The sequence below is a fragment of the Psychromicrobium silvestre genome, from assembly GCF_013408295.1.
Classification (GTDB): domain Bacteria; phylum Actinomycetota; class Actinomycetes; order Actinomycetales; family Micrococcaceae; genus Renibacterium; species Renibacterium silvestre.
The window spans coordinates 878,326-903,203 of record NZ_JACBYQ010000002.1; the positions used below are offsets into that span (position 1 = coordinate 878,326).

The 24,878-nt window shown below is 60.2% G+C and carries 22 protein-coding genes, 1 tRNA gene and 1 other RNA gene; 7 read left to right on the forward strand and 17 right to left on the reverse strand.

Annotation, left to right across the window (positions count from 1 at the left end):
- Window positions 1-140: 140 nt before the first annotated feature.
- The 6 genes from FHU41_RS12060 to ffs all read right to left on the reverse strand — a co-directional run bounded on the left by FHU41_RS12060 (window position 141) and on the right by ffs (window position 7,495).
- A complete protein-coding gene (locus FHU41_RS12060; RefSeq protein WP_179389886.1) occupies window positions 141-1,868 on the reverse strand; it encodes a cation:proton antiporter domain-containing protein in 1,728 nt (575 codons plus the stop codon).
- Window positions 1,869-1,999: 131 nt separating this feature from the next.
- Complete coding sequence (locus FHU41_RS12065) at window positions 2,000-3,283, reverse strand: aspartate kinase (protein WP_179389887.1); 1,284 nt, start codon at window positions 3,281-3,283, stop codon at window positions 2,000-2,002.
- 122 nt (window positions 3,284-3,405) lie between these two features.
- Window positions 3,406-4,005: a recombination mediator RecR gene (gene recR, locus FHU41_RS12070; RefSeq protein ID WP_179389888.1), complete on the reverse strand. Its 600-nt coding sequence runs from the start codon at window positions 4,003-4,005 to the stop codon at window positions 3,406-3,408.
- 11 nt (window positions 4,006-4,016) lie between these two features.
- Window positions 4,017-6,455 carry a DNA polymerase III subunit gamma and tau gene (locus tag FHU41_RS12075; RefSeq protein ID WP_179389889.1) on the reverse strand — a complete coding sequence of 813 codons (2,439 nt, stop codon included), beginning with the start codon at window positions 6,453-6,455 and terminating at the stop codon, window positions 4,017-4,019.
- 10 nt (window positions 6,456-6,465) lie between these two features.
- Window positions 6,466-7,377: a tRNA glutamyl-Q(34) synthetase GluQRS gene (gluQRS, locus tag FHU41_RS12080; RefSeq protein WP_179389890.1), complete on the reverse strand. Its 912-nt coding sequence runs from the start codon at window positions 7,375-7,377 to the stop codon at window positions 6,466-6,468.
- A gap of 22 nt (window positions 7,378-7,399) precedes the next feature.
- Window positions 7,400-7,495, reverse strand: an RNA gene (gene ffs / locus FHU41_RS12085) — signal recognition particle sRNA small type.
- A 148-nt stretch (window positions 7,496-7,643) separates the two neighbouring features.
- On the opposite strand from ffs, the gene FHU41_RS12090 reads away from it, so the two are divergent.
- Window positions 7,644-7,728, forward strand: a tRNA-Ser gene (locus tag FHU41_RS12090).
- A 224-nt stretch (window positions 7,729-7,952) separates the two neighbouring features.
- On the opposite strand, the gene FHU41_RS12095 is transcribed toward FHU41_RS12090, so the two are convergent.
- Window positions 7,953-8,825 carry an oxidoreductase gene (locus FHU41_RS12095; RefSeq protein ID WP_179389891.1) on the reverse strand — a complete coding sequence of 291 codons (873 nt, stop codon included), beginning with the start codon at window positions 8,823-8,825 and terminating at the stop codon, window positions 7,953-7,955.
- Between the two features lie 9 nt (window positions 8,826-8,834).
- Window positions 8,835-9,629, reverse strand: a complete 795-nt coding sequence (locus FHU41_RS12100; RefSeq protein WP_179389892.1) for an SDR family oxidoreductase — start codon at window positions 9,627-9,629, stop codon at window positions 8,835-8,837.
- A gap of 322 nt (window positions 9,630-9,951) precedes the next feature.
- Between FHU41_RS12100 and FHU41_RS15325 the strand changes: the two genes are divergently transcribed.
- Complete coding sequence (locus tag FHU41_RS15325) at window positions 9,952-10,530, forward strand: excalibur calcium-binding domain-containing protein (RefSeq protein WP_281360671.1); 579 nt, start codon at window positions 9,952-9,954, stop codon at window positions 10,528-10,530.
- 15 nt (window positions 10,531-10,545) lie between these two features.
- Here FHU41_RS15325 and FHU41_RS12110 read toward each other — a convergent pair whose 3' ends face one another.
- Window positions 10,546-11,118, reverse strand: a complete 573-nt coding sequence (locus FHU41_RS12110) for a flavodoxin family protein (protein WP_179389893.1) — start codon at window positions 11,116-11,118, stop codon at window positions 10,546-10,548.
- 182 nt (window positions 11,119-11,300) lie between these two features.
- The gene (locus FHU41_RS12115; RefSeq protein WP_179389894.1) at window positions 11,301-12,770 is read right to left on the reverse strand and encodes an MFS transporter; all 1,470 of its coding nucleotides are present in this window, start codon (window positions 12,768-12,770) and stop codon (window positions 11,301-11,303) included.
- An 85-nt stretch (window positions 12,771-12,855) separates the two neighbouring features.
- Here FHU41_RS12115 and FHU41_RS12120 point away from each other — a divergent pair, with 85 nt between their 5' ends.
- Window positions 12,856-13,269 (forward strand): MarR family winged helix-turn-helix transcriptional regulator, encoded by a 414-nt coding sequence (locus FHU41_RS12120; RefSeq protein ID WP_179389895.1) that lies wholly within the window; start codon window positions 12,856-12,858, stop codon window positions 13,267-13,269.
- Here FHU41_RS12120 and FHU41_RS12125 read toward each other — a convergent pair.
- Both FHU41_RS12125 and FHU41_RS12130 read right to left on the reverse strand, forming a co-directional pair.
- The gene (locus FHU41_RS12125) at window positions 13,247-14,152 is read right to left on the reverse strand and encodes an oxygenase MpaB family protein (protein WP_179389896.1); all 906 of its coding nucleotides are present in this window, start codon (window positions 14,150-14,152) and stop codon (window positions 13,247-13,249) included. The genes FHU41_RS12120 and FHU41_RS12125 overlap by 23 nt on opposite strands.
- Window positions 14,153-14,161: 9 nt before the next feature.
- Entirely contained in the window at window positions 14,162-15,895 is a 1,734-nt protein-coding gene (locus FHU41_RS12130; protein ID WP_179389897.1) for a glycoside hydrolase family 13 protein, read from the reverse strand.
- Window positions 15,896-16,068: 173 nt separating this feature from the next.
- Here FHU41_RS12130 and FHU41_RS12135 point away from each other — a divergent pair, with 173 nt between their 5' ends.
- Window positions 16,069-16,557 carry a glutathione peroxidase gene (locus FHU41_RS12135; protein ID WP_179389898.1) on the forward strand — a complete coding sequence of 163 codons (489 nt, stop codon included), beginning with the start codon at window positions 16,069-16,071 and terminating at the stop codon, window positions 16,555-16,557.
- 54 nt (window positions 16,558-16,611) lie between these two features.
- On the opposite strand, the gene FHU41_RS12140 is transcribed toward FHU41_RS12135, so the two are convergent.
- Entirely contained in the window at window positions 16,612-16,878 is a 267-nt protein-coding gene (locus tag FHU41_RS12140) for a type II toxin-antitoxin system RelE/ParE family toxin (RefSeq protein ID WP_179389899.1), read from the reverse strand.
- Window positions 16,879-16,881: 3 nt separating this feature from the next.
- A complete protein-coding gene (locus tag FHU41_RS12145; protein WP_179389900.1) occupies window positions 16,882-17,166 on the reverse strand; it encodes a type II toxin-antitoxin system Phd/YefM family antitoxin in 285 nt (94 codons plus the stop codon).
- A gap of 148 nt (window positions 17,167-17,314) precedes the next feature.
- Between FHU41_RS12145 and FHU41_RS12150 the strand changes: the two genes are divergently transcribed.
- From FHU41_RS12150 to FHU41_RS12160, 3 genes are all read left to right on the forward strand, one after another.
- Window positions 17,315-17,614 (forward strand): type II toxin-antitoxin system VapB family antitoxin, encoded by a 300-nt coding sequence (locus FHU41_RS12150; protein WP_179389901.1) that lies wholly within the window; start codon window positions 17,315-17,317, stop codon window positions 17,612-17,614.
- Window positions 17,607-18,377: a LytR C-terminal domain-containing protein gene (locus tag FHU41_RS12155; protein ID WP_179389902.1), complete on the forward strand. Its 771-nt coding sequence runs from the start codon at window positions 17,607-17,609 to the stop codon at window positions 18,375-18,377. The genes FHU41_RS12150 and FHU41_RS12155 overlap by 8 nt, the downstream gene beginning before the upstream one ends.
- A gap of 212 nt (window positions 18,378-18,589) precedes the next feature.
- Window positions 18,590-19,663 carry a glycosyltransferase gene (locus tag FHU41_RS12160; protein ID WP_179389903.1) on the forward strand — a complete coding sequence of 358 codons (1,074 nt, stop codon included), beginning with the start codon at window positions 18,590-18,592 and terminating at the stop codon, window positions 19,661-19,663.
- Window positions 19,664-19,669: 6 nt separating this feature from the next.
- Here the strand turns inward: FHU41_RS12160 and FHU41_RS12165 are convergent, their stop codons facing one another.
- Genes FHU41_RS12165 through FHU41_RS12175 form a run of 3 tightly spaced genes read right to left on the reverse strand, consistent with a single transcriptional unit; the run spans window position 19,670 to window position 24,871 of the window.
- Complete coding sequence (locus FHU41_RS12165) at window positions 19,670-21,319, reverse strand: alpha/beta fold hydrolase (protein ID WP_179389904.1); 1,650 nt, start codon at window positions 21,317-21,319, stop codon at window positions 19,670-19,672.
- A complete protein-coding gene (locus FHU41_RS12170; protein ID WP_179389905.1) occupies window positions 21,316-23,847 on the reverse strand; it encodes a glycoside hydrolase family 2 protein in 2,532 nt (843 codons plus the stop codon). Before FHU41_RS12170 ends, FHU41_RS12165 begins: the two co-directional genes overlap by 4 nt.
- Window positions 23,840-24,871, reverse strand: a complete 1,032-nt coding sequence (locus FHU41_RS12175) for a DUF1839 family protein (RefSeq protein ID WP_179389906.1) — start codon at window positions 24,869-24,871, stop codon at window positions 23,840-23,842. Before FHU41_RS12175 ends, FHU41_RS12170 begins: the two co-directional genes overlap by 8 nt.
- Window positions 24,872-24,878: the final 7 nt, after the last annotated feature.

The window sequence follows — 24,878 nt, forward strand, 5'->3', positions numbered from 1 at the left end:
CAGTATCCCAGCGCTCGCTACCAAGCGCGAGTTCGCTTGTCGTTCTCGGGTTCGCCCGCTAAACCCCGCGAACCCGAGAGGCACCCGCGAACTCGCGCGGGTCACAGCATGGTTTCGGGGCGCTCCGCGAGGGCCCGCGATTAAGAGCGCATCCTGTTCTGCCAGGATTTATCCATTGCAAAAGCCTCGGTATCGAGTTCCATTAGTACGGTGCGCATCACTTCTTCGTCCAGGTTTCCGGCATCGCGCTCCCGGATGATCACCTCGCGGCGGACGTCATTGAGCTTGCGCCGCATATCGTTCATCAGCTTGCCGAACTCCTTGCGCTGTTGTGCCGATGGACCTTGCGAGGTCCTGGCAGCAGCCTCCTCCTGGCTCGCGGCCTCTTCCAATTCCTCGTCGGCCTGCTGAGCCTGGAACTGAGCGGTCGCGGCGAACTGGATTCGCTCCAGGAACTTCTGCGCCTTCTCCTTACCAATTTTCTCGGCAAGTTGCTCCCACTGTGGCTTCATCTCTTCCATTGCCACCTGGTAGGTCTTGGTAATCAAATCGCGCTCGGCGGCGGCATCGCGCTTAGCTTGGTCCGGATCGGTGACCTTGAGCCACCTGATCACGAAGGGCAGCGTGACTCCCTGGATCAGCAGGGTTCCGATGGTCACCACGAAAGCGGTGAGGAAGATGATGTCCTGCGCCGGAATATCAGCACCTTGGGCGGCCAGGCCGGTCACCGTCGCTGCGGAGGCTAGGGTGACCACACCACGCATACCGGTCCAGGAAATTACGGTGAGGTCCTGCCAGCTCATCTGCTGTTCTATTCGGCCGCGGCGTTGTTGGCGTCGGATGGCTCGGGGCGTTCGACGCCGGTAGTAGCTGAAGAAGACATAGGCCGGACGCACCAGGATGGTCACCGCGAGCAGGATGAATGCTACCCCCAGGCTAAACCCGAGGCCGTGCGGACTGGCTATTGCGTCCTCGATAACCTTCTTGAATTGCAGACCGATCAAGGCGAAGACGAAGGCTTCCAACAGCACATCAACGGAGGCCCAAATGGGTTGTTCCTGCAAGCGCATGGTGTAGCTGCCCTTGGGTGCGTTGTAGCCCAGCGACAGACCGGCCGCGACCACGGCCAACACACCCGAGCCACCATATTCCAGACCACCCAGTTCGAAATGAATCTGCTCCGCGAAAATATAGGCAACGAAGGGCGCCAATAAGCCAATCACGGTTTCGATCAGAGAGTCGTTGACGCGTTCTCGGATGAACTGAACGACAAAAGCCACGAGCAAGCCGAAGCCGACGCCGATCACGATATTAACCAGCAGCAGCAAGAGGCCTTGGCCGATAAGGCCTTGGTCAAAATTACTAGCACCGGCCAGCACGGTGACCAGGAAGAGTTTGAAGAGCGTCAATGCTGCGGCGTCATTGATCAGGCTTTCACCCGAGAGGACGGTCATTACCCGGCGGGGCAAGCCCAGTTTCTTGCCTATTGCGGTGGCTGAGACGGCATCCGGCGGTGCCACAATAGCTCCGATCAGGAGCGCTGCAGGGAGCGTGAGGTCTGGCACCAAAATATTGGCCACCCCGCCGACCACAATGGCGGTGAGGATGACCAACATGATGCCAAGCCTCCTGATCTGCCGGAGGGAGTTGGCAAAGTCTTGGAAGGAGATGTCCAGTGCGGCAGAGAAGAGCAGCGGAGGCAGCACAATGGTCAGGATGCTTTCGGGATCGATCTCGAAATCTACCCCGGGGATAAAAGAGACTCCGAGGGCTACCGCGGTGACCAGCAGTGGTGCGGGCAGCCCCAGTTTCCTCGCGACGACGGTTACCGCCAGCGCCCCAACCAAGAGCAGCAGGATCTCTTCCACGGTCTGTCTCCTTCGTAGTTCGTGAGCTCGTCTGTCACCCTCGGGTTCACCCGTAAAACCGTACCAATCCGAGACTCACCCGAACTTACCCGGCGCAGCGGAGGGCCGGACGCCGGTGCGGAGGAGAGTGCTTAGCGCCCGGTTCCAGCGTAGACGGTGGCTTCTTCGGTGCCGTCCAGATCGAAGGCCTGGTGCACGGCGCGCACCGCGGTATCTAGCAGATCGGCTCGGGTTACCACCGAGATCCGGATTTCCGAGGTGGAAATCAGGTCGATGTTCACCCCAGCATCGGAAAGAGCCTTGAAAAACTTATAGGAAACCCCGGGATGTGAACGCATCCCAGCGCCGATCAGGGAGAGTTTGCCGATCTCCTCGTCATAGATCAGATCCTCGAATCCCACCGAAGCCTGGGCATCCTTGAGTGCCTGCAAGGCATCTGCTCCTTCGACCATTGGCAGGGTGAAGGAAATATCGGTGCGGCCGGAACCATGAGTGGAGATGTTCTGCACAATCATGTCGATATTTGAATGTGCGGAGGCGATGATTCCGAAGATATCGGCGGCCTTGCCAGGAATATCGGGCACGCCGACCACGGTGACCTTACCTTCGGACCGATCGTGTGCAACGCCGGAGATAATGGGCTGTTCCAAGGCGACTCCTTCTTTGATGGTCCGCGCGGGTTCGCTGGGCAGCACCCAGGTACCTTCCTGATCGCTGAAGGAGGAGCGGACGTGGATGGGTAAGCCGAAGCGTCGGGCATATTCGACGCTACGCAAGTGCAGAATCTTGGCTCCGGAGGCCGCCAGTTCCAGCATTTCCTCGCTGGAGATCTTGTCGATCTTCCGGGCGCTGGGTACCACTCGCGGATCTGCGGTGTAGACGCCATCAACATCGGTGTAGATCTCGCAGACATCGGCGTCCAAAGCGGCGGCGAGGGCAACTGCGGTGGTATCCGAGCCACCGCGACCCATGGTGGTGATCTCGTTGGTGCTCCGGCTCATCCCCTGGAAACCGGCCACGATAGCGATATGTCCTTTGTCCAGGGCGGTACGCACTCGGTGCGGATCGACGTCGATAATCCGGGCTTTGCCGTGGATGCTATCGGTGATCATGCCGGCTTGGCTACCGGTGAATGACTGAGCCACGGCGCCCTGACCGCTGATCGCCATTGCCAGCAGCGCCATTGAAATCCGCTCGCCGGCGGTCATCAGCATGTCTAGTTCCCGGGCTGGGGGGTGCTCCGAGACCTGCGCGGCCAGGTCAAGTAATTCATCGGTGGTATCGCCCATCGCAGAGACCACCACGACGACGGCGTGCCCGGCTTGTTGGCTGGCAACCACGCGCTGCGCAACCCGCTTGATCCCGGTGGCGTCAGCAACCGAGGACCCCCCATATTTCTGAACGATCAAAGCCATGGTGCTAGTTTCCTAAAAGATCGAGGGAAGTCCTTTCAGCTTATCGGTACCGACCTGTGCAGGTGAATTGGCTGAGGAATATTGCGTTATCTGGCTTGTTTCGTCGGCTTCCGGGTCAGACGCTAGCTCAGCGCGTTGCGGCGGCCTTCGAAGGCGCGGCCCAGGGTGATCTCATCCGCATACTCCAAGTCGCCGCCCACCGGTAGGCCGGAGGCGAGCCGGGTGACGGCGATACCAATGGTCTTGAGCATTCTGGCCAGATAAGTGGCTGTCGCTTCGCCTTCTAGATTGGGGTCGGTGGCGATGATGATCTCTTCGATCTGGCTGTCGCTAAGTCGATTCAGCAATTCCCGGATGCGCAACTGGTCTGGGCCGATCCCGGCAATGGGATTGATGGCGCCGCCTAGAACGTGATAGCGGCCGCGGAAACTACGGGTGCGCTCCACAGCGATCACGTCCTTGGACTCCTCCACAACACAGATCACGGTGGGATCGCGACGCGGGTCCCGGCAGATGCTGCAGGTGTCCTCTTCCGTGACGTTTCCGCAGATACTGCAGAACTTGACTCGCTCCTTGACTGTGACAATCGAGGTGACCAGACGCTTCATGTCTTCCGGATCAGCCTCGAGAATGTGGAAAGCCAGTCGTTGCGCGGACTTCGGGCCTATTCCAGGCAGCCTTCCCAGCTCATCAATGAGCTCCTGAACTGCGCCTTCGTACACTTTTACTCTCCTCAGGGCCGGTTGAGCGGCCGCTCTTCGATCAGTCGTCCGCCAAGAATGCGTTCCACCGCAGCTCGACCGACCAGCCCGGATTCCTCAATGGTCTCATCATCGGCGCTCGGAATGTCCTCGACATAAGCTGTGGGGGCTTCGGGTTCTTCCGGCTCCGCTGCTTGTGCTTGCTGACGCAAACGCTGGTAAAGACTGGGACCGTTGCCGTCCCCAGGCTCCTTTGCGCTGGACTGCAGCTCAGCACCGGCCTGAGTGGCGCTCTGCCGGGGCGATTCCTCTTGGCTCGGCTCCTGGGAATCCGGTTGCTGAGCAGGGCTTTCTTGGCTTGAATCTGGCTGCCCGGAACCGCTGATCCAGTCGGGGGCTTGCCCCAAATCGCCCCAACCAGGTTCCGCGACCGGGGGAGCGGTCGGCCGGAAGGTGCTCGGTGCCGGTGCGGTTTGGGTTCGGTCCTCCACCGCGGGGGCGTGCTGACGCTGCGGCTCTTGGACCGGTCGCTGCCAGACCTGTTCGCGTGGATTTTCCGGTTCCGGGGGGTCCTCGAAGGGTGGGGCTTCTTCGCGGACGGGTTCCTCGGGTTCAGTCAGGTCTTTTGGGTTTGGCGCAGCGCTCCCCGAGCTTTGTGGGGAGAACTCAGTGAGAGCGATGTTGCCGCTGCCAGCCGAGATCTGGCAATCGATGCCCAGGGTTGCCTTGATTGCGGCCCGCAGATTGACAGAATGTTCCCCGCGGGTGAAGGCCATGGCCAATCCCTCGGTGCTGAAAGTCAGTTGCAATTCTTGACCATTGAAACTTTGCGGCACGGCGTTAGGCGCGATCAGAGCCCAGCTGGAACGTTTGATCTTGGTCAGCTGATCGAGCACGTCCGGCCAAGCCCTGCGCAACATATCGATGCCATCCGCCGCCTCACTACTGGGCTGCGAGGTTGCTCGCGAAGCCGGTTGTGAAGCCGATTGCGATGTGGGGTCTGCGGCGGAGCTCGGGGCAGGAGCCTGGCTTGGACCGGGGATAGTATCTGGGGCGGAGCTGGGTGCCGGTTCTGGAGCTCTTTCCGGTTCCCGGATGGGGGTAGAAGCCGGCTGGGGGTTTTCAGGCAATCCCCAACCATCGTCCACTGGAGTGTTGGGGGTCGCTACTGCGGGGCTCGGTGCGGAGGGCGAAACTTCCGAAGCTGCCGGCTGCCTTTCGGCTACCGATGGATCGCTCGGACGCTCCTGAATGACGGGAGCGGGAGCCTCGATGCTTGGTACTGCAGCATTGTCGGCGGCAGGGGCAGCGTAGGAGAGCCTGCGTTCTATCCTGTCCACCCGCGCCGTGATGCCGCGTTCGCTCTGATCCGCGCCAGGCAATAACAACCGGGCGCAGAGCAGTTCCAGGTGCAGCCGCGGCGAGGTAGCCCCGGTCATCTCGGTGAGGGCATTATTGGTCACATCGGCCGCTCGGGAGAGCTCAGCCCGGCCCAATTGGGTCGATTGAGTCTGCATCCGGGCGATCTGATCCTCAGGCATACCGCGCAGAATCGCCCGAGCGCTCTCCGGCATGGCCTGGACGATGATCAGATCGCGGAAGCGTTCCAGCAGATCTTCGACAAAGCGACGGGGGTCCAGGCCGGTCTGGACCACTCGATCCACCGCCCGGAAGACCGTGCCAGCATCGGAAGCAGCCAGGGCATCCACTACATCGTCCAGCAGAGAAGCATGGGTGTAGCCGAGCAGCGACACCGCAAGTTCGTAGTCCAGACCTCGTTCACCGGCTCCGGCCATCAGCTGATCCAGCACAGAGAGCGAATCACGCACAGAACCGCCGCCGGCCCGGACCACCAGCGAAAGCACGCCCGGGGCCACCGGGACGTTTTCCTGTTCGCAGAGCAGATTCAGATAGGCCATCAGTGGTTCCGGCGGAACCAGCCGGAACGGGTAATGATGAGTGCGGGATCGGATGGTGCCGATCACCTTGTCCGGCTCGGTGGTGGCGAAGATGAACTTAATGTGTTCCGGTGGCTCTTCGACAATCTTCAGCAAGGCGTTAAATCCAGCGCTGGTGACCATATGCGCTTCGTCGATGATAAAGATCTTGTAGCGATCCCGCACCGGAGCGAAGGTGGCGCGTTCCCGCAAGTCCCGGGCGTCGTCGACACCGCCGTGACTGGCCGCGTCGATTTCGATCACGTCGAGGCTTCCGGAGCCGCCGCGAGCTAAGCCAACGCAGCTATCGCAAGTTCCGCAAGGGGTGTCGGTAGGGCCCTGTGCACAATTAAGGCAACGAGCCAGAATCCGGGCAGAGGTGGTCTTTCCGCAGCCACGTGGCCCGGAGAACAAATAGGCGTGATTGACCCGGTTCTTCCGCAGCGCCGTCATGAGCGGTTCGGTGACATGCTCTTGACCGATCACGTCCGCAAACGTGTCTGGGCGATACCGGCGGTAAAGAGCTGTGGTCACTTAAGAAACCTTAGTGGCTGCGCCCGACAGTTTCATCATTGCCGAGTCCATCGTCCTCCGCCCGCTCCGAAAAAATCCAAGGTCCACGCGGGAGTAGACGGGGATCAAAGGCTTTCAAGGCCTCCGGCAGCGAGGCGGGCAGTCCGAGCGAGGCAAAAATCAGTTCCCGGCTGCGATTAACGCCCAGTTGCGACAGGGTGACCGCGCCGTCTCGTTTAGCAAGCCGCTGGCCGGAAGAATTCAGGGCGAGCGGAACGTGGGCATACTCCAGTTCGGGATAGCCGAGGAGCTTCGCCAGATACGACTGTCGGGGAGCGGAGCTGAGTAGATCATCGCCACGGACCACCTGGTCCACACCCTGCGCGGCATCATCCACCACCACCGCCAGATTGTAGGCGGGCACGCGATCATTGCGGACCACCACGAAGTCGTCCACGGCATCGGTGTAGCTGCCATGCAGCAGGTCGCGGATGGTGAAGCGTTCGACGGCGGCACGTAAGCGGAGCGCGGCAGGCCGGTCACGCCGTCGTCGGACTTTTTCAGCCTCGCTGAGGTTACGGCAGGTTCCCGGATACTGGCCGGGGACGGTGTGCGGGGCGGATGCAGCTTCGGAGATGTCCCGCCGGGTGCAGAAGCATTCGTAGAGCAGCCCTTGACTATTCAGGGTGTCAATCGCCTCGGAGTAGAACTCGGTGCGTTCGCTCTGCCGAGTGGGTGCTTCGTCCCAATCGAGACCCAGGGCCTGTAGATCCCGAATTTGTGCCGTTTCGGCGCCGGAACGGGCTCGATCCAGATCCTCGATGCGGAGTAGGAAACGGCGGCCGGTTTGCCGGGCGAAGAGCCAGGCCAGCACTGCGGTGCGCAGATTCCCCAGGTGCAGATCACCGGAAGGGCTGGGCGCGAAACGGCCTGCGGGGATCATTGGATTGACTGCGCTCCTTAAACTGGAGGACCCCTCGTGTACCCGCTAGAGCCTACTTACCCTTGCTACCTTCCGGTCCTGGGGGAGTTCGCAGGATAACGCCACACGAGGGGCTGCCGTCCATTCTACTGGAAGCTGGACGCCATACCGAACCGAGGCTTTAGCCCCGCTTTCTGGCCGGGATTTCACTGAGGCCGTCGAGGTCGGGTATTCTAAAGTCTGCTCTTCTATTGTTCCGCCTAGTGCGGTGCCGTGGAGGTTGCTAAGGAGGATTCGCCTAGCGGCCTATGGCGCACGCCTGGAACGCGTGTTGGGTTAACGCCCTCGGGGGTTCAAATCCCCCATCCTCCGCGAAAGCCCCTGATCATTTCGATGATCAGGGGCTTTTTGCATGGCTCTTTGTGTTGAGCGAGTCCCAGGTCCCAGCGAGTCGGCGTACTGATTGGGACTGGGCAGCAGAACCCAGCGAGTTGTCCGGGTCAGTGGGGCCTGCCTCAAGGGGAAGGCGAGCGGTTCAAGGAAACGAAGTCGCTACAGCTTCGGACTCTTTAGGGAACGCAGACCCCCAACAAGAATCAGGGGAAGCTGACTCCGGTGAGTTCTTCGGAGCGCTGCCACAATTGCCGGGCAACGGCTTCATCGTGACTCGCTTTGGAGGAGCCAACCTGCTTCGGGTAGCCACGCAGTTGCCCCCAACCGTCCGGGCCGATGAAGGCTCCGCCGGGAACGGACGGCTCGGTGGCCGCATAGAGGCTCGGCAGCGCACCCATCTCCGCAGGCTGTGCGATGAGCCGATTGCTAAAGGACATTAGCTGATCCTGGAAAGACTCCGTTTTGCCTTGCAGCTCTGTGGACGCGTAACCGGGATGGGCGGCCACCGCCCGCAGCGAGGAACCGGTGGATACTAAACGGCGTTGCAGCTCGTAAGCAAACATGAGATCAGCCAATTTGGACTGTCCATAAGCCGCCCAGCGCTTATACGAACGGCTCTCCCAGTTCAGATCGTCGAGAGCGATCTTGCCGAAGTTATGTGCAGAGCTGGACAACACGACCACGCGGTCGCGGAGCTTCGGCAGCAGGCGTCCGGCCAAGGCGAAATGCCCCAGATGGTTGGTGCCGAACTGCATTTCGAAACCATCGGCGGTACGTCCCTCCGGCACAGCCATGAGTCCGGCGTTGTTTACCAGAACATCCGCCTGCTCAACGCCTGCGGCGAATTCCGCCACAGAGGAGAGATCAGACAAATCGAGATGACGGACCTCGGTTGATCCGGACATGCCGGCAGCAGCTGCTTCGCCCTTGGCCAGATTCCGGCAGGCCAGGATCACATGCGCACCCTTTGCCGCCAGAGTCCGAGCGGTCACCTCGCCCAAGCCGCTGTTCGCGCCGGTAACAATGAAAGTCTTGCCGCTCTGATCGGCGATCTCCGCCGTCGTCCAATTCGTCATTCCCATAGCCTAGGGCAGGATCGAGTCCACATAACCACCATCCACCCGAACCGCTGCACCAGTGGTGGCGGAGGCGAGCGGAGAGGAGAGATAGACCACCAGATTGGCGATCTCCTCGGGCTCGATCAGGCGCCCAATCAGGGACTGAGGCCGGTGCAGGCGCATGAACTCGCGCTGGGCTTCCTCCCAAGGGAGCGACTTATCTACCAATTCGTAGACAAAGTCCTCGACTCCGCCGGTATGTGTAGGCCCGGCAATCACCGAGTTCACCGTGACGCCGGTGCCCGAGGCCGCTTTCGCGAAGCCTCGGGAAACTCCCAGCAGAGCAGTTTTAGAAACCCCGTAGTGAATCATTTCCACCGGGGTGACAATGGCGGAATCGCTCGCGATGTAGCTCACTCGGCCCCAGCCAGCGGAGATCATGGCGGGCAAATAGGCTCTGGTTAGTCGCACCGCAGCCAGCACATTGACCTCAAAATACTGCCGCCACTCCTCGTCACTCACCTCAAGAGCTTCCTTGGCTCCAAAGATGCCCAAGTTATTGACCAGGATGTCCACCTCGGGCACCAGCTTCAGGGCTTGAGCCACCCCCTCCTCGGTGGCGATATCCACGGCCAGCTCGACGACGTCGGCCCCGGGAACGCTGGAACGGATCGTTTCGGCGGCACTCGCCACCGCAACCTCACGCCTTCCATTCACTACCACCTTGGCGCCGGAGCCAGCCAGGCCCAGGGCAATTGCGAGGCCAATGCCCTGGGTGGATCCGCTGATAAGTGCTGTTTTGCCGGAGAGATCGATCTGCACGGTTGAAACCTTTCGTCGGGTTCCTCCAGCGTAATCACCCTTCCTGAATTTTCACCGAACGATATTCACGGGCGGTTTTCGGGTTTTAGATTCCGGGGGTCGACATTCGCAGTACAATTCGATCAACGATAAGTAAAGAATGGAAAAAATGAACTCTTATGGTTCGCCGGACTATCTCCCGGCAGCAGCTGAATCTGCTCCAGCTCCCAAAGCTTCCGGTGGGCACAGGGCGGTACCTTGGGTCATTTTGGGAATAGTTTCTCTTTTTTCACTTCTGGGCTTGGGCGGAGGATTTGGCGGATTCCTCTTGGTTTTCAGTTTATTGACTATCATCATCGCGCTGGTGGTTCTTATTTTCGGCCGCGGGAATTGGGCCTGGATGAAGTCTCGCGGCCGGGCGGGGGCGGTTTTGGGTGCCGCATTCGCCACGCTCGTTGTGGGGGCTGTTCTGATCGGGTTGTCCGCGCCGCCAAAGATCACTCCGGTCGATGCCGCGAGTACGCCGACCGCCTCCTCATCGGATAGCGCCTCCACCGAGAAGCCGAGCGTAATTGCCCCTTCTGCGACTCCGAAACCTAGCCCGACGGCGACACTCAAGCCAGTGGTTCCCGCACCAACGACGGTCGCGGTGAAATCTCCCGAAGCTACCGTGCCGACTCCGGCGGCGGCCGCGCCGAAGCCCACGGTTCCGGCCCCTGTGCCCCTGGTCAAGCCAGCACCTGCACCCAAACCTGTACCGGTGCCCGCTCCAGTAACGGCTCCGGCACCAAGCACCGTTTATTACAAGAACTGCGATGCGGTTCGTCAGGCAGGTGCCGCTCCGTTGTATGCAAATCAGCCGGGATATCGGAGCGGGCTTGATGGCGATCACGATGGAATTGCTTGCGAGCCGAAGAAATAGTTCCTCGACGGAGGACTAACCGAGTGGCATCAAGTTTCGGGCGAAGAATTGCTCAGCGCCTTGCAGTGCGTTCTGGTCTTGCAAAATCTCACCCGGATATCCACCCGAGCCGTAGAGCAAGCCGCCCCATTGCATACCCAGGTATTCCGCGCTAAATCGGAGGCTGGTAGCCAGGCCCTCGGTTTTACTTTCATCATCTGTGTGTCCAACGGTGATTCCCCAAAGTGCTCCCTGGCTCATTTGGCGACGAAAGTTTAGGCCCGGAATCTTTAGCCAATTAGACCAGTAATCCAAATAGCGTTTTACCGGCGCGGAAATGGTGTACCAATAAAGAGGTGAGGCGATGACCAAATCGGTTGCTCGTAAGGTTGCAGCTAAAAGCAAACCCTCATTGCCATCCGGGTAAATCGGCGGAGTGCTGCCGGGACTTCGTGGATCTTCGAAGTCGGGGAGCGGAAGCTCGGCGAGACTGATCCACTCGGAGCTTGTTCCCGCCGGCAAATGCAATTGGGCTCTTCGCGCCAGGGCCGCCGTATTGCCCTCCGAGCGAGAGCTACCTTCGATGAAAACAAAATGACGGTTGGTCATAGTTCTTCCTTTCGGCAGTGCTGGTGGAACGGATGTCGGTTGAACTGGTCCCAGTCAGTTGGCACACTCGTTGGGACCTGCTCATCAAGTCCCAACGAGTTACCGGACTCAGCGGGCTCCACCGCGCGAATCCGCGCGAATCGGGCTCCACCGGATAATCGGCGCGAGCCGAAACCAGGACGCTATTCGGCCAGGACCTTATCCTGGTGGCGACGCCGTTGCGGTGCAGCAGCGATCAGCAAAGCAGCTAGAGCCACCGCCGCGCTCAGGATCAAGCCGGGACGGAAGGTATCCAGCATCGCAGCCGGACCGGTGTCCGAAGCCGCGGCCTGCGAGCCGGTGACAATCGCTGTTGTGACAGCCAATACCAGAGCCGCACCTACCTGGCTGCTGGTCTGGATCAATCCGGCGGCCAAGCCCTGCTCGTCGTCGTCAATCCCTGCTGTCGCCTGCACATTAATCGAGGGGAAGCCGAGTGCGAAGCCGATGCCGAGCAGGATTACCGAGGGCAGGATGTCCGCCGCATAGTTCGGGCTGGTTCCCACTCGCAGGAAGAGTACATAGCCCAGGGTGAGTGCGATCAGCCCGGCCACGATCAGTCGGGTGGCTCCAATCCGGTCGATCAATTTGGAGGCAAAGGGTGAACTGCCCATCACGATCAACCCAGTCGGCAGCAGGGCCAAAGCCATTCCCAGTGGCGACCAGCCCAGCACATTCTGCAGGTACATGGTCAGGATGAACTGGAAGCTCAGGTAGGAGCCGAAAAGTCCGATAATGCTCAGATTGGCCTTGGCTACCCAGCCTTGGCGCAGAATGCCGAAGCGGATCAGGGGATGCTTGACCCGAGTTTCGATCACCCCGAAGGCGGCCAGGATCAGGGCGGAAACCACGAAGCCAATAATGGTTTGTGGTGCTCCCCAACCCACTTCTGGCGCGGACACCACGGTATAGACCAGTCCGAGCATGCCTAGCGCGAGGGTTACCGCCCCACCGATATCGTGACCGCCCTCTGCGCTCGGGCTGTCCTTGGGGATGAATTTGAGGCCGAGCAGTACAGCGGCCGCCGCAATCGGCACCGCGATCAGGAAGGTCCAGCGCCAGCTCAGCGTGGTCATCAGACCACCGAGCACTAGGCCCAGTGAGAAGCCGCTGGCACCAAAGGTCGAGTAAATCGAGATGGCTCGATTCCTGGGTTTACCCTCGGCGAAGTTGGTGGTGATGATTGAAAACCCGGTGGGAGCGGTGAAGGCTGCGGCCAAGCCCTTGATGAATCGGGTCACGATGAGCAGAGTGGGATCGTTGACCAGTCCGCCCAGCAAGGAAGCTAGCGCAAAGACGGTCAGGGCGATCAGGAAGATACGACGGCGGCCCAGCAGATCGGCCATCCGGCCACCGAGCAGCAATAGGCTGCCGTAACCGAGAACATAGCCCGAAACGATCCACTGCAGGGATTCCGTGTTCAGGCCGAGTTCGTGACCCATCGAAGGCAGGGCCACACCGACCATGGAGACGTCCAGGCCGTCGAGGGCGAGCACCGTGCAGAGCACGATCAGCAGCATGACCTGCCGGCTCGACCATTTGCTAGAAGAAGTTGATTGCGCCTCCGCTGTCCCTTGCGGGGATGCGTTGTTGAGGAGTTCTGTCGCGGTCATGAGACCAAACTATATGACGCATCATTGAATGACAAGGAAAAAGATGATCTAGAAAATAATTCTTCATCATGGTATAGTGGCGGTCATGACGAAGACTGTTGGAGCGCACTCCAGCGCCGCGGTTTCTGAGGCTGAAGCCGGGTTGGTAGAGCAGTGGCGCTCGGTGCAGGACGCCTATCTACGTACGTCGAACGCGATTGAACGCGAGCTGGAAAGCAAGTTCAATATCGGTTGTAGCGAGTTCGAAATCCTGGACTTATTGGCGGAATACACCGAGGAACCTTGCCGAATGAAGGATCTCACCCTGGTTTCCCCGCTCACCCAGAGCGCGCTTTCCCGGATTGTGGACCGTCTGGAAAAGGCCGGTCTAGTGGATCGGGCTGCCTGCACCGATGATCGTCGAAGCATGAACGTGATGCTGACGGATAAAGGTTGCGAGGTCTATACCGCCGCAGCGAAAACCCAGCGTGCCGTGCTTAAGGATTGCCTGGGACAGTAGCCCGCAATCTCTTGATTCTTCGCAGAGCGGCCTGCTCGGAAGGGCCAACCCGGCCTAGGGCAAGCCGGATAATTCCCAACAAAACTCGCACTCCGGGTTTGAGTAGCCACCAGAATCGCGAACGCCGCAAGCCCAGTAACCGTCGATGCTCCGGTTGCAGAGTTTCTACTGCGGCAGCGAAAATCACTTTGTATCCCAGTCGCATCGAGGGGTGTAGCGGGGGTCGGCGGATGAAAGCCACCACTTCGGCCACCCGCTCGTCAGACCGCAGTTCGCCGTCGTACTTCGCTAAGGCTTCACGCAACTCAAGCTCACTGCGCGGAGGTTTCGAGACCTCCATTAACTCACCCGCCACCGCCCACTCGCGGACATAATCGTCCGCAGAAATGCGGCCGGAGCCATAAGCCTGATAGCTGGAGAGGAAGGCGTCGGTGAAGGCGATATGCACCCAGCGCAGCAGCTCCGGGTCGGCCGCCGAGTAGGGCCTAGCAACTCCGTGGCCGTCGACGAAGTTACCGCGAACGGACTCGTGCAGCCGCAGTACCCATTTCGAGGCTCCCCGAGCGGCACCGGTAGAACCGTAGGTCACCGTGAAGATCCAGCGGATGGTGCCCGCCAGCCTACCGAGCGGGTCTTCGCGGAAGCGCGAATGATCCCAAACGCCGGCCAATGCTCCGGGATGCAGGGCCTGCAGAAGCAGTGCCCGCACCCCGGCCACAATAGTTGTCATGGAGGAGTGCACGGTCCAGACCACCGAAGTTGGCAGGAAGTACCCGGCATCCTCGCCTTCCTCGAGCTGCTCCACCCAGGCCGGCCGCGATTCGGAATGACCGGTAAAGGTCTTCTTCAGCTCGGCTTGCCAACGACGGATGGGATTGCTCATGGGATCAGATTAGCGGTGCAGCCAGATCGTCGTCTCGGCAGGCAAGATGAGTGAAGAATCCACCACCGTATCCGGTGCCAGCCCCGGTTCCGAGGCGAGTATGACGGCGGCACCCAGGGTTTCGCTGGGCATGCTCACCGCAGTGCTGCCAAAGTTCGTCACCGACTGCCAGCCGTTTGGCCTGCGGAAATGTAGCAATCCTTCGGCACCGGAAGCCTTCTCCGGCAAGGAGAGCCATTCCAACGTCTCCTCGGCCTGCAGCGCTTTCCGAGCGGCGAGAGCAGCCCGATAGAGCTCCAGTGAGGAACCGGGCACCCCATCCTGGGCGGAGGCAGCGAAGGAAGCGAACCAGGAAGGCTGAGGTAGCCAGGGCTTGGCGCCATCATCGGGACCAAATCCGAGGGAGCTGCCCTGCGAGGTCCAGGGGATCGGAACCCGGCAGCCGTCCCTGCCCTTGCGTTGATGGCCGGTGCGATCCCACGTTGGATCTTGCAGGGATTCTGAGGGTAAATCAGCAACTTCGAAAAGACCTAGCTCCTCGCCCTGATAGAGATAAGCAGAACCGGGCAAAGCCAGCATGAGAAGGGTAGCTGCGCGTGCTCGCCGCGTGCCACGTGCAGGGTCCAGAACTGGCTGGGTTCCGTCGGACATCAACCAGGCATCTTCGCCGGAAAGGCTCAACCCGGCGGGCAAGCCATAGCGTGAGGCATGCCGGACGACGTCGTGATTGGAAAATACCCAGGTCGAGGAAGATCCAGTGGCAGCGGCCTCCGCAAGGCACTTGGCGATGATCTGACGGAATTCTGCGGCATTGAAATCAGCGCGCAGCAGGTCGAAATTGAAGGCTTGACCCAATTCACTGGGCCTAGCGTAGAGCGCCTGCCGCTCGGGGAAAGACACCCAAGCTTCCGCCACCGCAGTGCGCGGCGGTTCGTAGTCGTTAAGGACAGATCGCCAGCCTTCGAAGATGGAGTGCACCTCATCCCGGTCATACAAGGGATCCGTGCCATCACCAATCGAGGATTCGGTACCCACTTTGGAGCGCAAGGGCAGCGACATATCCTTCGCCATCGCGTGTGCCACATCCACCCGGAAACCGTCCACGTCGCGATCCGACCAGAACCTCAGGGTGTGCAGGAAGTCTTCTCGGACCTCCGGGTTCTCCCAGTTCCAGTCCGGCTGCTCACGAGCAAAGAGGTGTAGGTACCACTGTGCGCCGAGCTTACCTTCGGTGACTGCCTCGCCGTCGGCCATCTCCGCGGTAACCCGAGTCCAGGCTCCGCCGCCGAAGTGCGAGACCCAATCCGAAGGTGGCTGACTACCGTCCGGGCCCTGTCCGTCATAGAAGTGATAGAGCGCACGCTCAGCCGAACCCGGCTGCGCTCGCAGCGCTTTCTGGAAGCTGAGATGCCGGTCCGAGGAGTGGTTCGGCACAATATCGACGATCACCTTGATCCCGGCTTCATGCGCCTCGGCCACCAGGGTGTCGAAATCGTCCAGGGTTCCCAGCCGCGGGTCTACATTGCGGTAATCATCGACGTCGTACCCGCCATCCGCAAGCGCCGAGGGGTAAAAGGGGCTGAGCCAGATGGCATCGATGCCCAATTGCTGCAGATAGGGAATCCGTGAGGTCAGGCCGGGCAAATCGCCTAGGCCATCACCATTCTGATCGGCAAAACTGCGCGGATACACCTGGTACACCGCGGCCTGACGCCACCAATTGGGGCTCGGGTCAATAGTCATTGGGGTCAACTTTCACTCTGGAATGTCCCTAGCTAATCATGCGGGGCGGTGGGAGCCGAGCAGACTCGCGATATATTTCCTGCAGCAGAACGTGCCAGGATGGAGGGGGGGAATATCGCCTGGCCTGGAGTGCGTTCCAGTACCGTAAGCACAAGCCGAAAAAGGACACTCCGATGACCGATCTCTACCCCATCAAATTGACCCTTAACGATGGCACTGAAACTGACTTCGGCCGGTTCAAGGGGAAGACGGTGATGGTGGTCAACGTCGCCTCGCAGTGCGGGTTCACTCCGCAGTATGCGGGTCTGGAGGCGCTTTATGAGAAGTACCGTGATCAGGGCTTTGAGGTGCTAGGTGTTCCCTGTAACCAGTTCGCCGGTCAGGAGCCGGGCACCGATGAGGATATTCAGGAGTTCTGCAGCCGTAACTTCGGGGTGACCTTCACGCTGAGTAAAAAAGCGGATGTTCGTGGCAAGGATCAGCACCCGCTCTACGCTGAGCTGACGAAGTTCAAAAACGGTATTCTGCCCGGTCTGATCAAATGGAATTTTGAGAAATTCCTGATCAACTCCGAGGGGCAGATTGTGGCCCGCTTCGCGCCGAATGTGGAGCCGGACGCCGCCGAGGTTTCCGAAGCCATTGAAAAGGCGCTAGCTGGCTAAGGCGTAGGCTTCACGGCCACCCAGAGTTCCGAGCAGAGCTAGCGCAGCGGTTGATTACCTGTTTCGGTAGACATCGGCGCGGTGATCGATCCGCAGCAACTCGACAGTGACCTTCTCGTTGTTGATCGAGTAGATGACTCGATAGGGCCCTCTACGGGCAGAATGGAAGCCGGCGAGTTCGCGTTCAAGCGGCTTGCCGACTCGCTGCGGGTTCCTTGCGAGATCGCCATAAACGAATTCGATGATTGCCGGCACAATGCGCGGTGGAACTTTGCGAAGATCCCTGCGAGCAGTGGCCGAGAAGACAATCTCGTAGGCCACCGCTTAGGACGCCTGCCTCTTGGAAACGCCGAATTCCTGGCGGATCTGTTCCTCGGTGTAGGTGTGTCCTTCGGTGATGTCCCGCTGGGCCTGGGCAAGGTCTTCGCGGATCCCCGGCTGCGACAACCAGAAAAGTGTCTCCTGGAGGGATTCCCATTCATCGGTGCCAATGATGATTGCTGCGGGTAGACCGTTCTTAGTAATCACTACCTGGTCGTGGGTGGTAGAGGCGGAGTCGACCAACTCGGAGAGCTTTGCCTTCACAGTGGATAGAGGTAGCGTTTGCATACCTTCATTTTAGGTCTGAATATTAGTCTTCACAAGACCAAAATAAAGACCTCTCCTGCCGCTAAGCGGCGTAACCTTTTGGCCACAACAAGCAAACCACGGTCAGAATAAGTTCAGTTGTCGGAATAAGTTCTCTAGGGTGGGTTACGTGATCTTCAAAGCAGTGGGCGATACCAAGCCCTATCCTGACCACGGCTACCTCACCCCTAAAGATTGGGCCGGCGTCGCCCCTCGTCAGGTGCGCCTGGATGAATTGGTGACCACCAAGAGCACCCTGGATCTGGAGGCTCTGCTGGCTGAGGATTCAACCTTCTTTGGCGATCTCTTCCCGCATATTGTGCAATGGCGCGGGACGCTCTATCTAGAAGACGGCCTGCACCGCGCCGTACGCACTGCCCTGCATCAACGATCTGTCCTGCACGCCCGCGTGTTGGTCTTGGATGACTGAACCGAGACCTCCGCAGATTATCCCGCCGAGGCCGCCTTTGGAGCCTCGGAAACTGAGTCGCGAGCGTCAGCGCGAGGAACGACGGCGGCGCGCGGCGACTGCCCGGGCCGAACGAGCCCAGCGCAGCGGCGAACATTTGTTCAGCGGCACTCCAGGGGCCGAATATCACGGCCATCGGGTGGTGGTAGCCGACGATCTAGAAACGGTTTTCAGCGAAGATGAGCAGGTCGAGCGGGCCCGTCAAAAATGGCACTTGCTGCATCGAATCACCATTTCGTTCCTGGCTGTCGTCCTCGTAGTTGCGGTCGTCCTTGCCCTGCTGATCTGGCGTGGCGTGATCAAACTGCCCAGTCCGGCCTCCTCAGCGGCTGCCACTACGAGCTGCCCAAGCGGCACCTTCGAATACCTGGACAATCTGAGCATCACCGTCAATGTCTTCAATAGCACCTTACGGACGGGCTTGGCCGCCTCGGTGGCAGCCGAACTTAAGAAGCGCGGCTATCAGGTAGGAACTATCGGTGACGGCAAAATAATTGGTAGTGGCGCAGCCGTTATCGTCTCCGGTTCAGCGGGTGAAGCCGCCGCCTTCAATCTGCAACGAAACCTGCCCAATACGGAGTACCAGCACGATGGACGCAGCGATAATAGCGTCGATGTCTACCTGTCCTCAGGTTTCTCCGCGTTGACCAAAGCCGAGAAGGTAGATCACACCGCGGGGAAGCTCAGCTGTCGGAAGCCCAGCGCCACCCCGAGCGGCAAATAAGAGACAAAATAAAGAATTTTAAAGATTTTCCGATTCTTTGCGTCACGATATTCAATCTTGCATCACTTTAACATTGCGAGCAGGGTCAATTGGGGGCCTCTGCTTGGGCGTTGACCGACGCAGATCACTCGTGGTACTTGTCCGTCCCTTTCCGGCCATGGCGGCTGAAAGGAGCGGACAAGTCTGCGGTGAGGCAATCTATAAGGAGCAAAGTGCGTATTCTGCATGTGGTCAATGACGCCGAGACTGGCGGCGCGCAAACTCTGATCGAAGCTCTCGGACGGCAGAAGAGTCCGGGCGATGAGTTCCACCTACTGGTACTCATGACCGAGGGTGCGCTCTCTTCAAGATTTTCCCGGATCGCAGATTCGGTGACCTATGCCGGAATGAAACAGCGGGATCTCAATCCGCTAGGGGCTATTCGCGCATTGCGCGGAATCGTGCGTGAGCGTCGGATCGACCTGATCCATTCGCACCTTATGCAATCGGATCTGATCAGTCTGCTGACTCCGATGAAAGCCGCACGCCTCAGCACCGTCCACTCGAGCGCTTCCTATGAGACCAGGGGTGCCTCGCAACTGGTCCGCAAGGCAGTGGTACGGCTCAGCGGTCGCTTCGATGCGGTGGTGGCCTGTTCTCCCTCGGCCCACGACTATCTCAGTACCTCTGGCTACCGCCGTAAAGCAGAGACCATCTTCAATGGCACCCTGCTCCAGACCCGCTCCGATGATCCGGCAACGCCGGGGGATCGTTTGGTACACCTGGGCCGTTGGCATCAGGTGAAAGATCACGGCAACTTGTTCGCCGCCTTGAAATTACTGAGTAAGACTCATCCTCAGGTGAGGCTGGACTGCGCTGGTTTGGGCATCGATTCCGCCAACCAGGAATTGCAGGAGCTGCTAGTACGCCATCAGGTTGCCGATATCGTCACCACACACGGCTCGGTCTCTCAGGTGGGTCTGCTTTTGGAGCAAGCCAAGGGGATGGTAATTTCCAGCTCCCATGAGGCGTTGCCGATGGCCGGGATTGAAGCGCTCGGCTCCGGGCTGCCCGTGGTGACGACCGACGTCGGCGATTGTTCCGAATTGGCTATCGGCCCCGATTATCTGGTTCCGGCGCGCAACCCAGAGCAACTGGCCGCCGCCCTGGCCAAGCTCCTGGACCTCGAACCGACGGACTACCGGCAAGCCCGAGAGAATGCCAGGGCGCTCGCCGAAGAGAAGTTCGACGAGCGGGTCACCGCGGCCAGCTACCACGCCCTATACCAAGCAATCACGCACCCCTAAGGGCCGCTAGCGCACGGCCGAAGGCTCCGCCGGATGCTGCAACAGGGTTCGCTCAATGATTTCGATGGCTTTCACCCGAGAGGTATAGCCCAGCAAGGCATGATCCATCGAGGGATCGACGTTTAGCTCGACCTTCCGCCCGGACTTCTGCAACCGCTTCAACCCTTGCTCCCCGCGTTCCATGGCGAAGAGCCCATGATCGTCACCCCCGACGTGCATGATCAGCTCTGCTTGCCGAGAGGAGATCTCCATTAAGACCTCCGGAACATTGATCATTCCGCGCCGTCCGAGGGCAAGCCAGACTTGATACGGACCAAAGTGGCGCAGCAAGGTTTTGACCCTGGATTTGAAGGTCTTGACCTCGGTTCCCTCGACCAATCTGCGTTCCCCGGCCAGGATTTCTTCGACATCGAGCTCGTTGTAAATCCGATGGTAGTAGCCCAGATGATCACGCCAGGCCACATTATTGAGCATCAGCACGCGATCAATCGGTGAGTGTTCGCTAGCCATCCCCACTAGCCAAGCGCCGGCGCAAAGGCCAACGCCGGTGACCGGCCCGCCGAAACGTTTGTGCAGCCAGGTCGCGGACTGCTCAATATCGTTGACGGCTTCGGCGGTGTATGGATTGGGGTCTCGCACCGCATCGGGGCAACCCAGATCCCCGGATCCGCGACGTTCGGTACGGATGGTGGGCACGCCCTGCGCAGCCAGTCGTCGGGCGGAGAGCACCCAAAGCGCGGTGACGCCGTCCTTAGGCTCGGCCGAGGCCGGGACCAACAGCACCGTCTCAGAGCCCTCTGGAAGCTCCTGTAGCGGCCTGCTGAGTACCCCGGGAAGTTTATTCGTGCCGACCTCAAGGATCTCTTCAATCACGGCTTGATCGAAACCCGGAACTTTGACTTCGGACTGTAAGACCGGGGTCCACTCCGGTACCGGACGGGACTCCGCCGTGCCAGGAAGCAGCTCAATCAACCTTTGCAATGATTCTGGTGGCACGGTGGCGAAAAGTGAAGCCACGGCATAGATTTTCCGGGCCACCACCTGATCCCTTTCGATCACTACCCGGCTGCCCGTCGGCAAGGCATCGGCAGGCAGCTTCGCCGGATCGACAACACTGGCCAGGGACTTGGCCTGATGAGGTAAGTAGATGGTGCCGCCCAGCTCGGTTCCCACCGTGCTGGGAACGGTGGCTAGATCGAGGGAGACATTCCTGAGCATCGACTGTTGGCGGAGGAAGATCTTTCCTCCCACCGGCTCCCAGAGCAGCCTGCTCTGCAAAGGGGCCTCCGTAGCGGCCAGCAGGGCTGCTCCGGCGCGGAGACCAATCGCGTGCACCCGGTCGGTTCCCACCAGGGTGCCGGCAAATTCGGTGACTGCCGCAAGATCCTCTTTCCAGAGCGCAGCAGGGTCGGCGCCCTCGGGCATTTCGGCGGATTCTCCGGTGCCAGTCCAGGCGAAGCGAATGGCAACCCAACCTTGCCTGGCAAGTTCAATCGCGAGCATGCGCAGGGTGCGGTAACTGATTACCTGCTCCCTTGCTAAAGGCGGAGCGATCACTACCGCGCCTTTGGCTTCCCCATTCTGGGGTCGATGAACCCAGCTATAGAGCGAGCGATCCGGAAGGGGGATCCAGCTGGCCACTCCCAGTTCGGTCATGTGGAGGCTCCTTTCGAGCTGATGCTTTGCTCCGGACGAGCCGGATGAATCTGACGGGTTGCCGATAAATCATTGAGCGCACGCACGGTACCGGCAAGGGAATCCGTGGTACTTCCTGGCCGCGGAAGACAATAGATCCGCCGAGAGTTGTTCGGACCCAGATGAAAGTAGTTGTCCTCTGGATCATGGTCACTCAGATCAATGGCGACAAAGCTGGCCAGTAAATCGGTGCTCAAATCTAGGTAACTACCGTGGTTGTCTTGCCCGGCTTCGGCCCGCAGTCCGGTATCGACTCGCTCTCTTCTCACCCCGCCAAGCAAGCGGACGGTCCGCGCAATTTCTCTCCCACCAGGATTAAGTAACACGGCTTCGATGGCGTCGTATTCCCGTTCACCGAACTTCCAAATGTAATCCAGATCGCGGAAGCCACCGAATAGCTCGTCGGCGGTCCAACGCAGGCTACCCCGACCGGCCAACTGAACCGGGACTCGCACCGGTTCCCAACGACGTCCGCTGACCGAAATCGCGGCCACCTCAAGGGTCCCTATCAGCGCCTCGGGCCGATCATGGAATAGATGCAGATCCACCCCGTTCAAGTCTTCCGGGTGGAAAGCCAAGGCGGTTGGTGCGCAAGCTGCTTTTAGCGCATACCAGGTCGATTTCGGCCTACCCTCGACGTCGGTCACGCCCCAGCCAGCTCCGGGTGCCAGATCTCGGGCCGATAGGACCAGTGCACCCGCGCAGGCAGAGCCAGGCCGACGCCACTCAACCATGGTCTGCGCCACGGCGTGATGCAGCGCCGCTCGGTGCCGGTCCATTCGTCGGTCCCAGCTCGGCTCGTGCTCGGTTCCGAAGAACTCCGCGGCGTAGTGTGCGGTCACGTCCTCGAAGGTCCAGTTGGCGCCCGGGTCGGCGGCTACCGCTTCCGTCCAGCCAACTGGTTCCTGGGGCACATTCGGTACCGGGGAAAAATGCCGCTGCACGGTGGATGGCTCCGGCGGGCTGGCAAAGGCCAGTGCCTCCGAGGCGAAGCGGACCCCCGAGGTCCTGGCATCGGTGAGCGGCAGTTGATAGGCGCCGACGCCGAAGTAATGGCTTACGCCCTGCCGGATCTCGATCGGATTATCTCCGTCTCCCGGGCTTGAAGAAACGTGAACCACGCCGGGTAGATGCTCCGCCGCCAGGGCAGGAATCAGCTCGGAAATAACGGTCATCCTGCGACGGTCCGGGGGAAGCCCCCAGAAAGTGGGCTGCTGTTCGGTCTCATTTCCGCCGCTGAGCACTGTTAGGCAGGGATGGCGAGCGAGCCTGCGCAGCCAACTCGCCGTTTCTGCCCCGAATCGAGCCAGCCAATCAGCATCTTCCGGCGGGTCCAGGGTGGCCAGCATGCAGTCTTGCCAGAGTAAGATCCCGCGCTTATCGCACTCCTGGTAGAACTTCGGGTGTTCGTAGCCGCCCGTGCCGCTGATCCGAATCATATTAACCCCGGCGCGAACCAAGGAATCGATGATCTGCCGATAGTCCTCGTCCTTTGCCGCCAAGCTCAGCGCATCCGGCGGAGCCCAGACTACACCGCGGGTAAAGATCGGCACGTCGTTGACCGAAAGCTCGAATCCGCCGCCAATGCGATCTACTCGTACCTCACGGAAGCCGAGCTGGAAGCTTTGCCGGGTTTCGCCGTCGTCGAGCAGCAGTTGGTAGAGCTCGGGCTCGCCGTGACTGTGCGGGAACCAACGCCGGGGGTCTGCCAGCTCTAGAACGGTCTCGACAGCGCCATTATTGGCCAGCTCCAGCTCCTCCTCCAGCACCATGGTGCCGAGTGGGTCATGCAGTTTCACGGTAACTCGCTTGCTTGGCTTGCCGCTGGCTCCAAGGATCACCCGCCCGACGGCGTTCCGCGCCGAGGATTCGCCCAATTCGGTCCGTAGGGTGTTCAGTTCGAAGCCAGGCTCGGGTCGCAAGGTAATAGCGGCCCAGGGGCCGAGTACCTTCGCCGTACCAAACCACGGAATATGGCCCATCAAGGGGGTGCGATGCCAACGCAAGGACGTATCGAAGACCAGCGAGCTGCGCCAGCGTGGCCGCGGCTTGCGGGGAACCGAAACCGACGAGAGCGGGCGAATGTGGATGGCTAGCCGGTGCCGACCTGGAGCTAATGGGAGGTCAAAGCGCACCTCGTCAAAACCTCCGGAACTCTGCGCTCGCGGCTGATTGTCCAGCCAGATCGTGGCATAGCCGGCAATTCCTTCGGAGTGCAGCCGCCAATCCGGCTTACTTCCGGGCTCGATCTCAAAGTCCGCCAGGAACCACCAATCCCAGGCTTCGGGATCGAGTTGCTGGACCGCGGCCATGCCGAAAGCGTCGCGCCAGGATGCCGCCGCAGTGCCCGGGGCCCGCGCGGGCAAGCGCACAGTTTGCTCGGCAGGCAGGGCTTCCAGCTCGACCGGATCTTGGGCAGCACCCGGGGTGCAACGGATCAAGGTCCAGCGAGCCCCGGCCAACAACTCGGTGGATGGGGGCTCAAACATCTCCCGCATTCCATTCCCGCAGCAGGCTCACGCCGAGGCTCCACTGCTCGTTCATCGTCTCGGTGGTGGGGAGTAAGTCTGGATTCCGTCCGGCTGCCGTCCGAGCCAGCTGGAATTGCAGCTTCTTGCTCGCGGCGCTGCAAGCCAAGAAGGCTTCGGCGGCCCGTTCGAGCAGTGAGCGAGCCTCGGGATTTTGTTCGGCGGCGGCAAACCAGGAGCAGACTTCGCCGGAGAGCATGGCACTCAGCCCAGCCTGCCGGGTGGTGGCAAAGCTGAACTGGTGGAAGTGGGCCAGCCCAAGTCCGGCCAGTTCGCCCTGGCTGCTGACAATATAGGCGGTCAGTTGAGCCACCGGGTTTGCCTGCTCGGAACGAGCGATCCGGTCCAAGTGGCTTCGCAGCACCTCTTTAGCCAAGCCGAAAAACTCGGTAGGGTTTGGACGGCGCAAGCCGGCTAGCCGAATGAGATCAACATAGGGACGGGGAACGATGCTCTCCGCGGACTTTTCACCCAAGGCATGGTCGAAGTCTTCGCCGCTGAGCCGATGGAGCCCGCCGTTATGGAAATAATCGAGTGTCCGTTCCACCGGATCCAGCAGGGTCGGGGCAATCGAGGTCTTGGTGTGCTCGATCCGATACGAGATGCCTTCGGTATCCGGCAGATAGAAGGAATCCACTTCGACGATGGCTAGGTTCCCTGCCGACAACTGGGTGACCAGGTGGTCCAATAGCGGTTTCCAGGTATCGTACTCACCGAAACGGATGCCATAGAGTTTTTCAAGGTCCTCGGTGCGGACCTTGAGGAATTCCCACTGATCTCCGACGAATTCTGAGCTTAATGCGCAGGCCAACGCCGGAATCGGATCCAAGTCGAGTGAAGCCAGCAACTCGATCCAGATATCCAGATAACAGTTAGTGCTGGACCATTCGGACTCCTCCTGGTGCAGGCGGTGCTTCCGAAAGTTTGCCGGATTGAGCGTTGGCAGAGCCGATGCAGTGATGGCTGTGCTGGTTGAGGTCTGCATCTTGAGC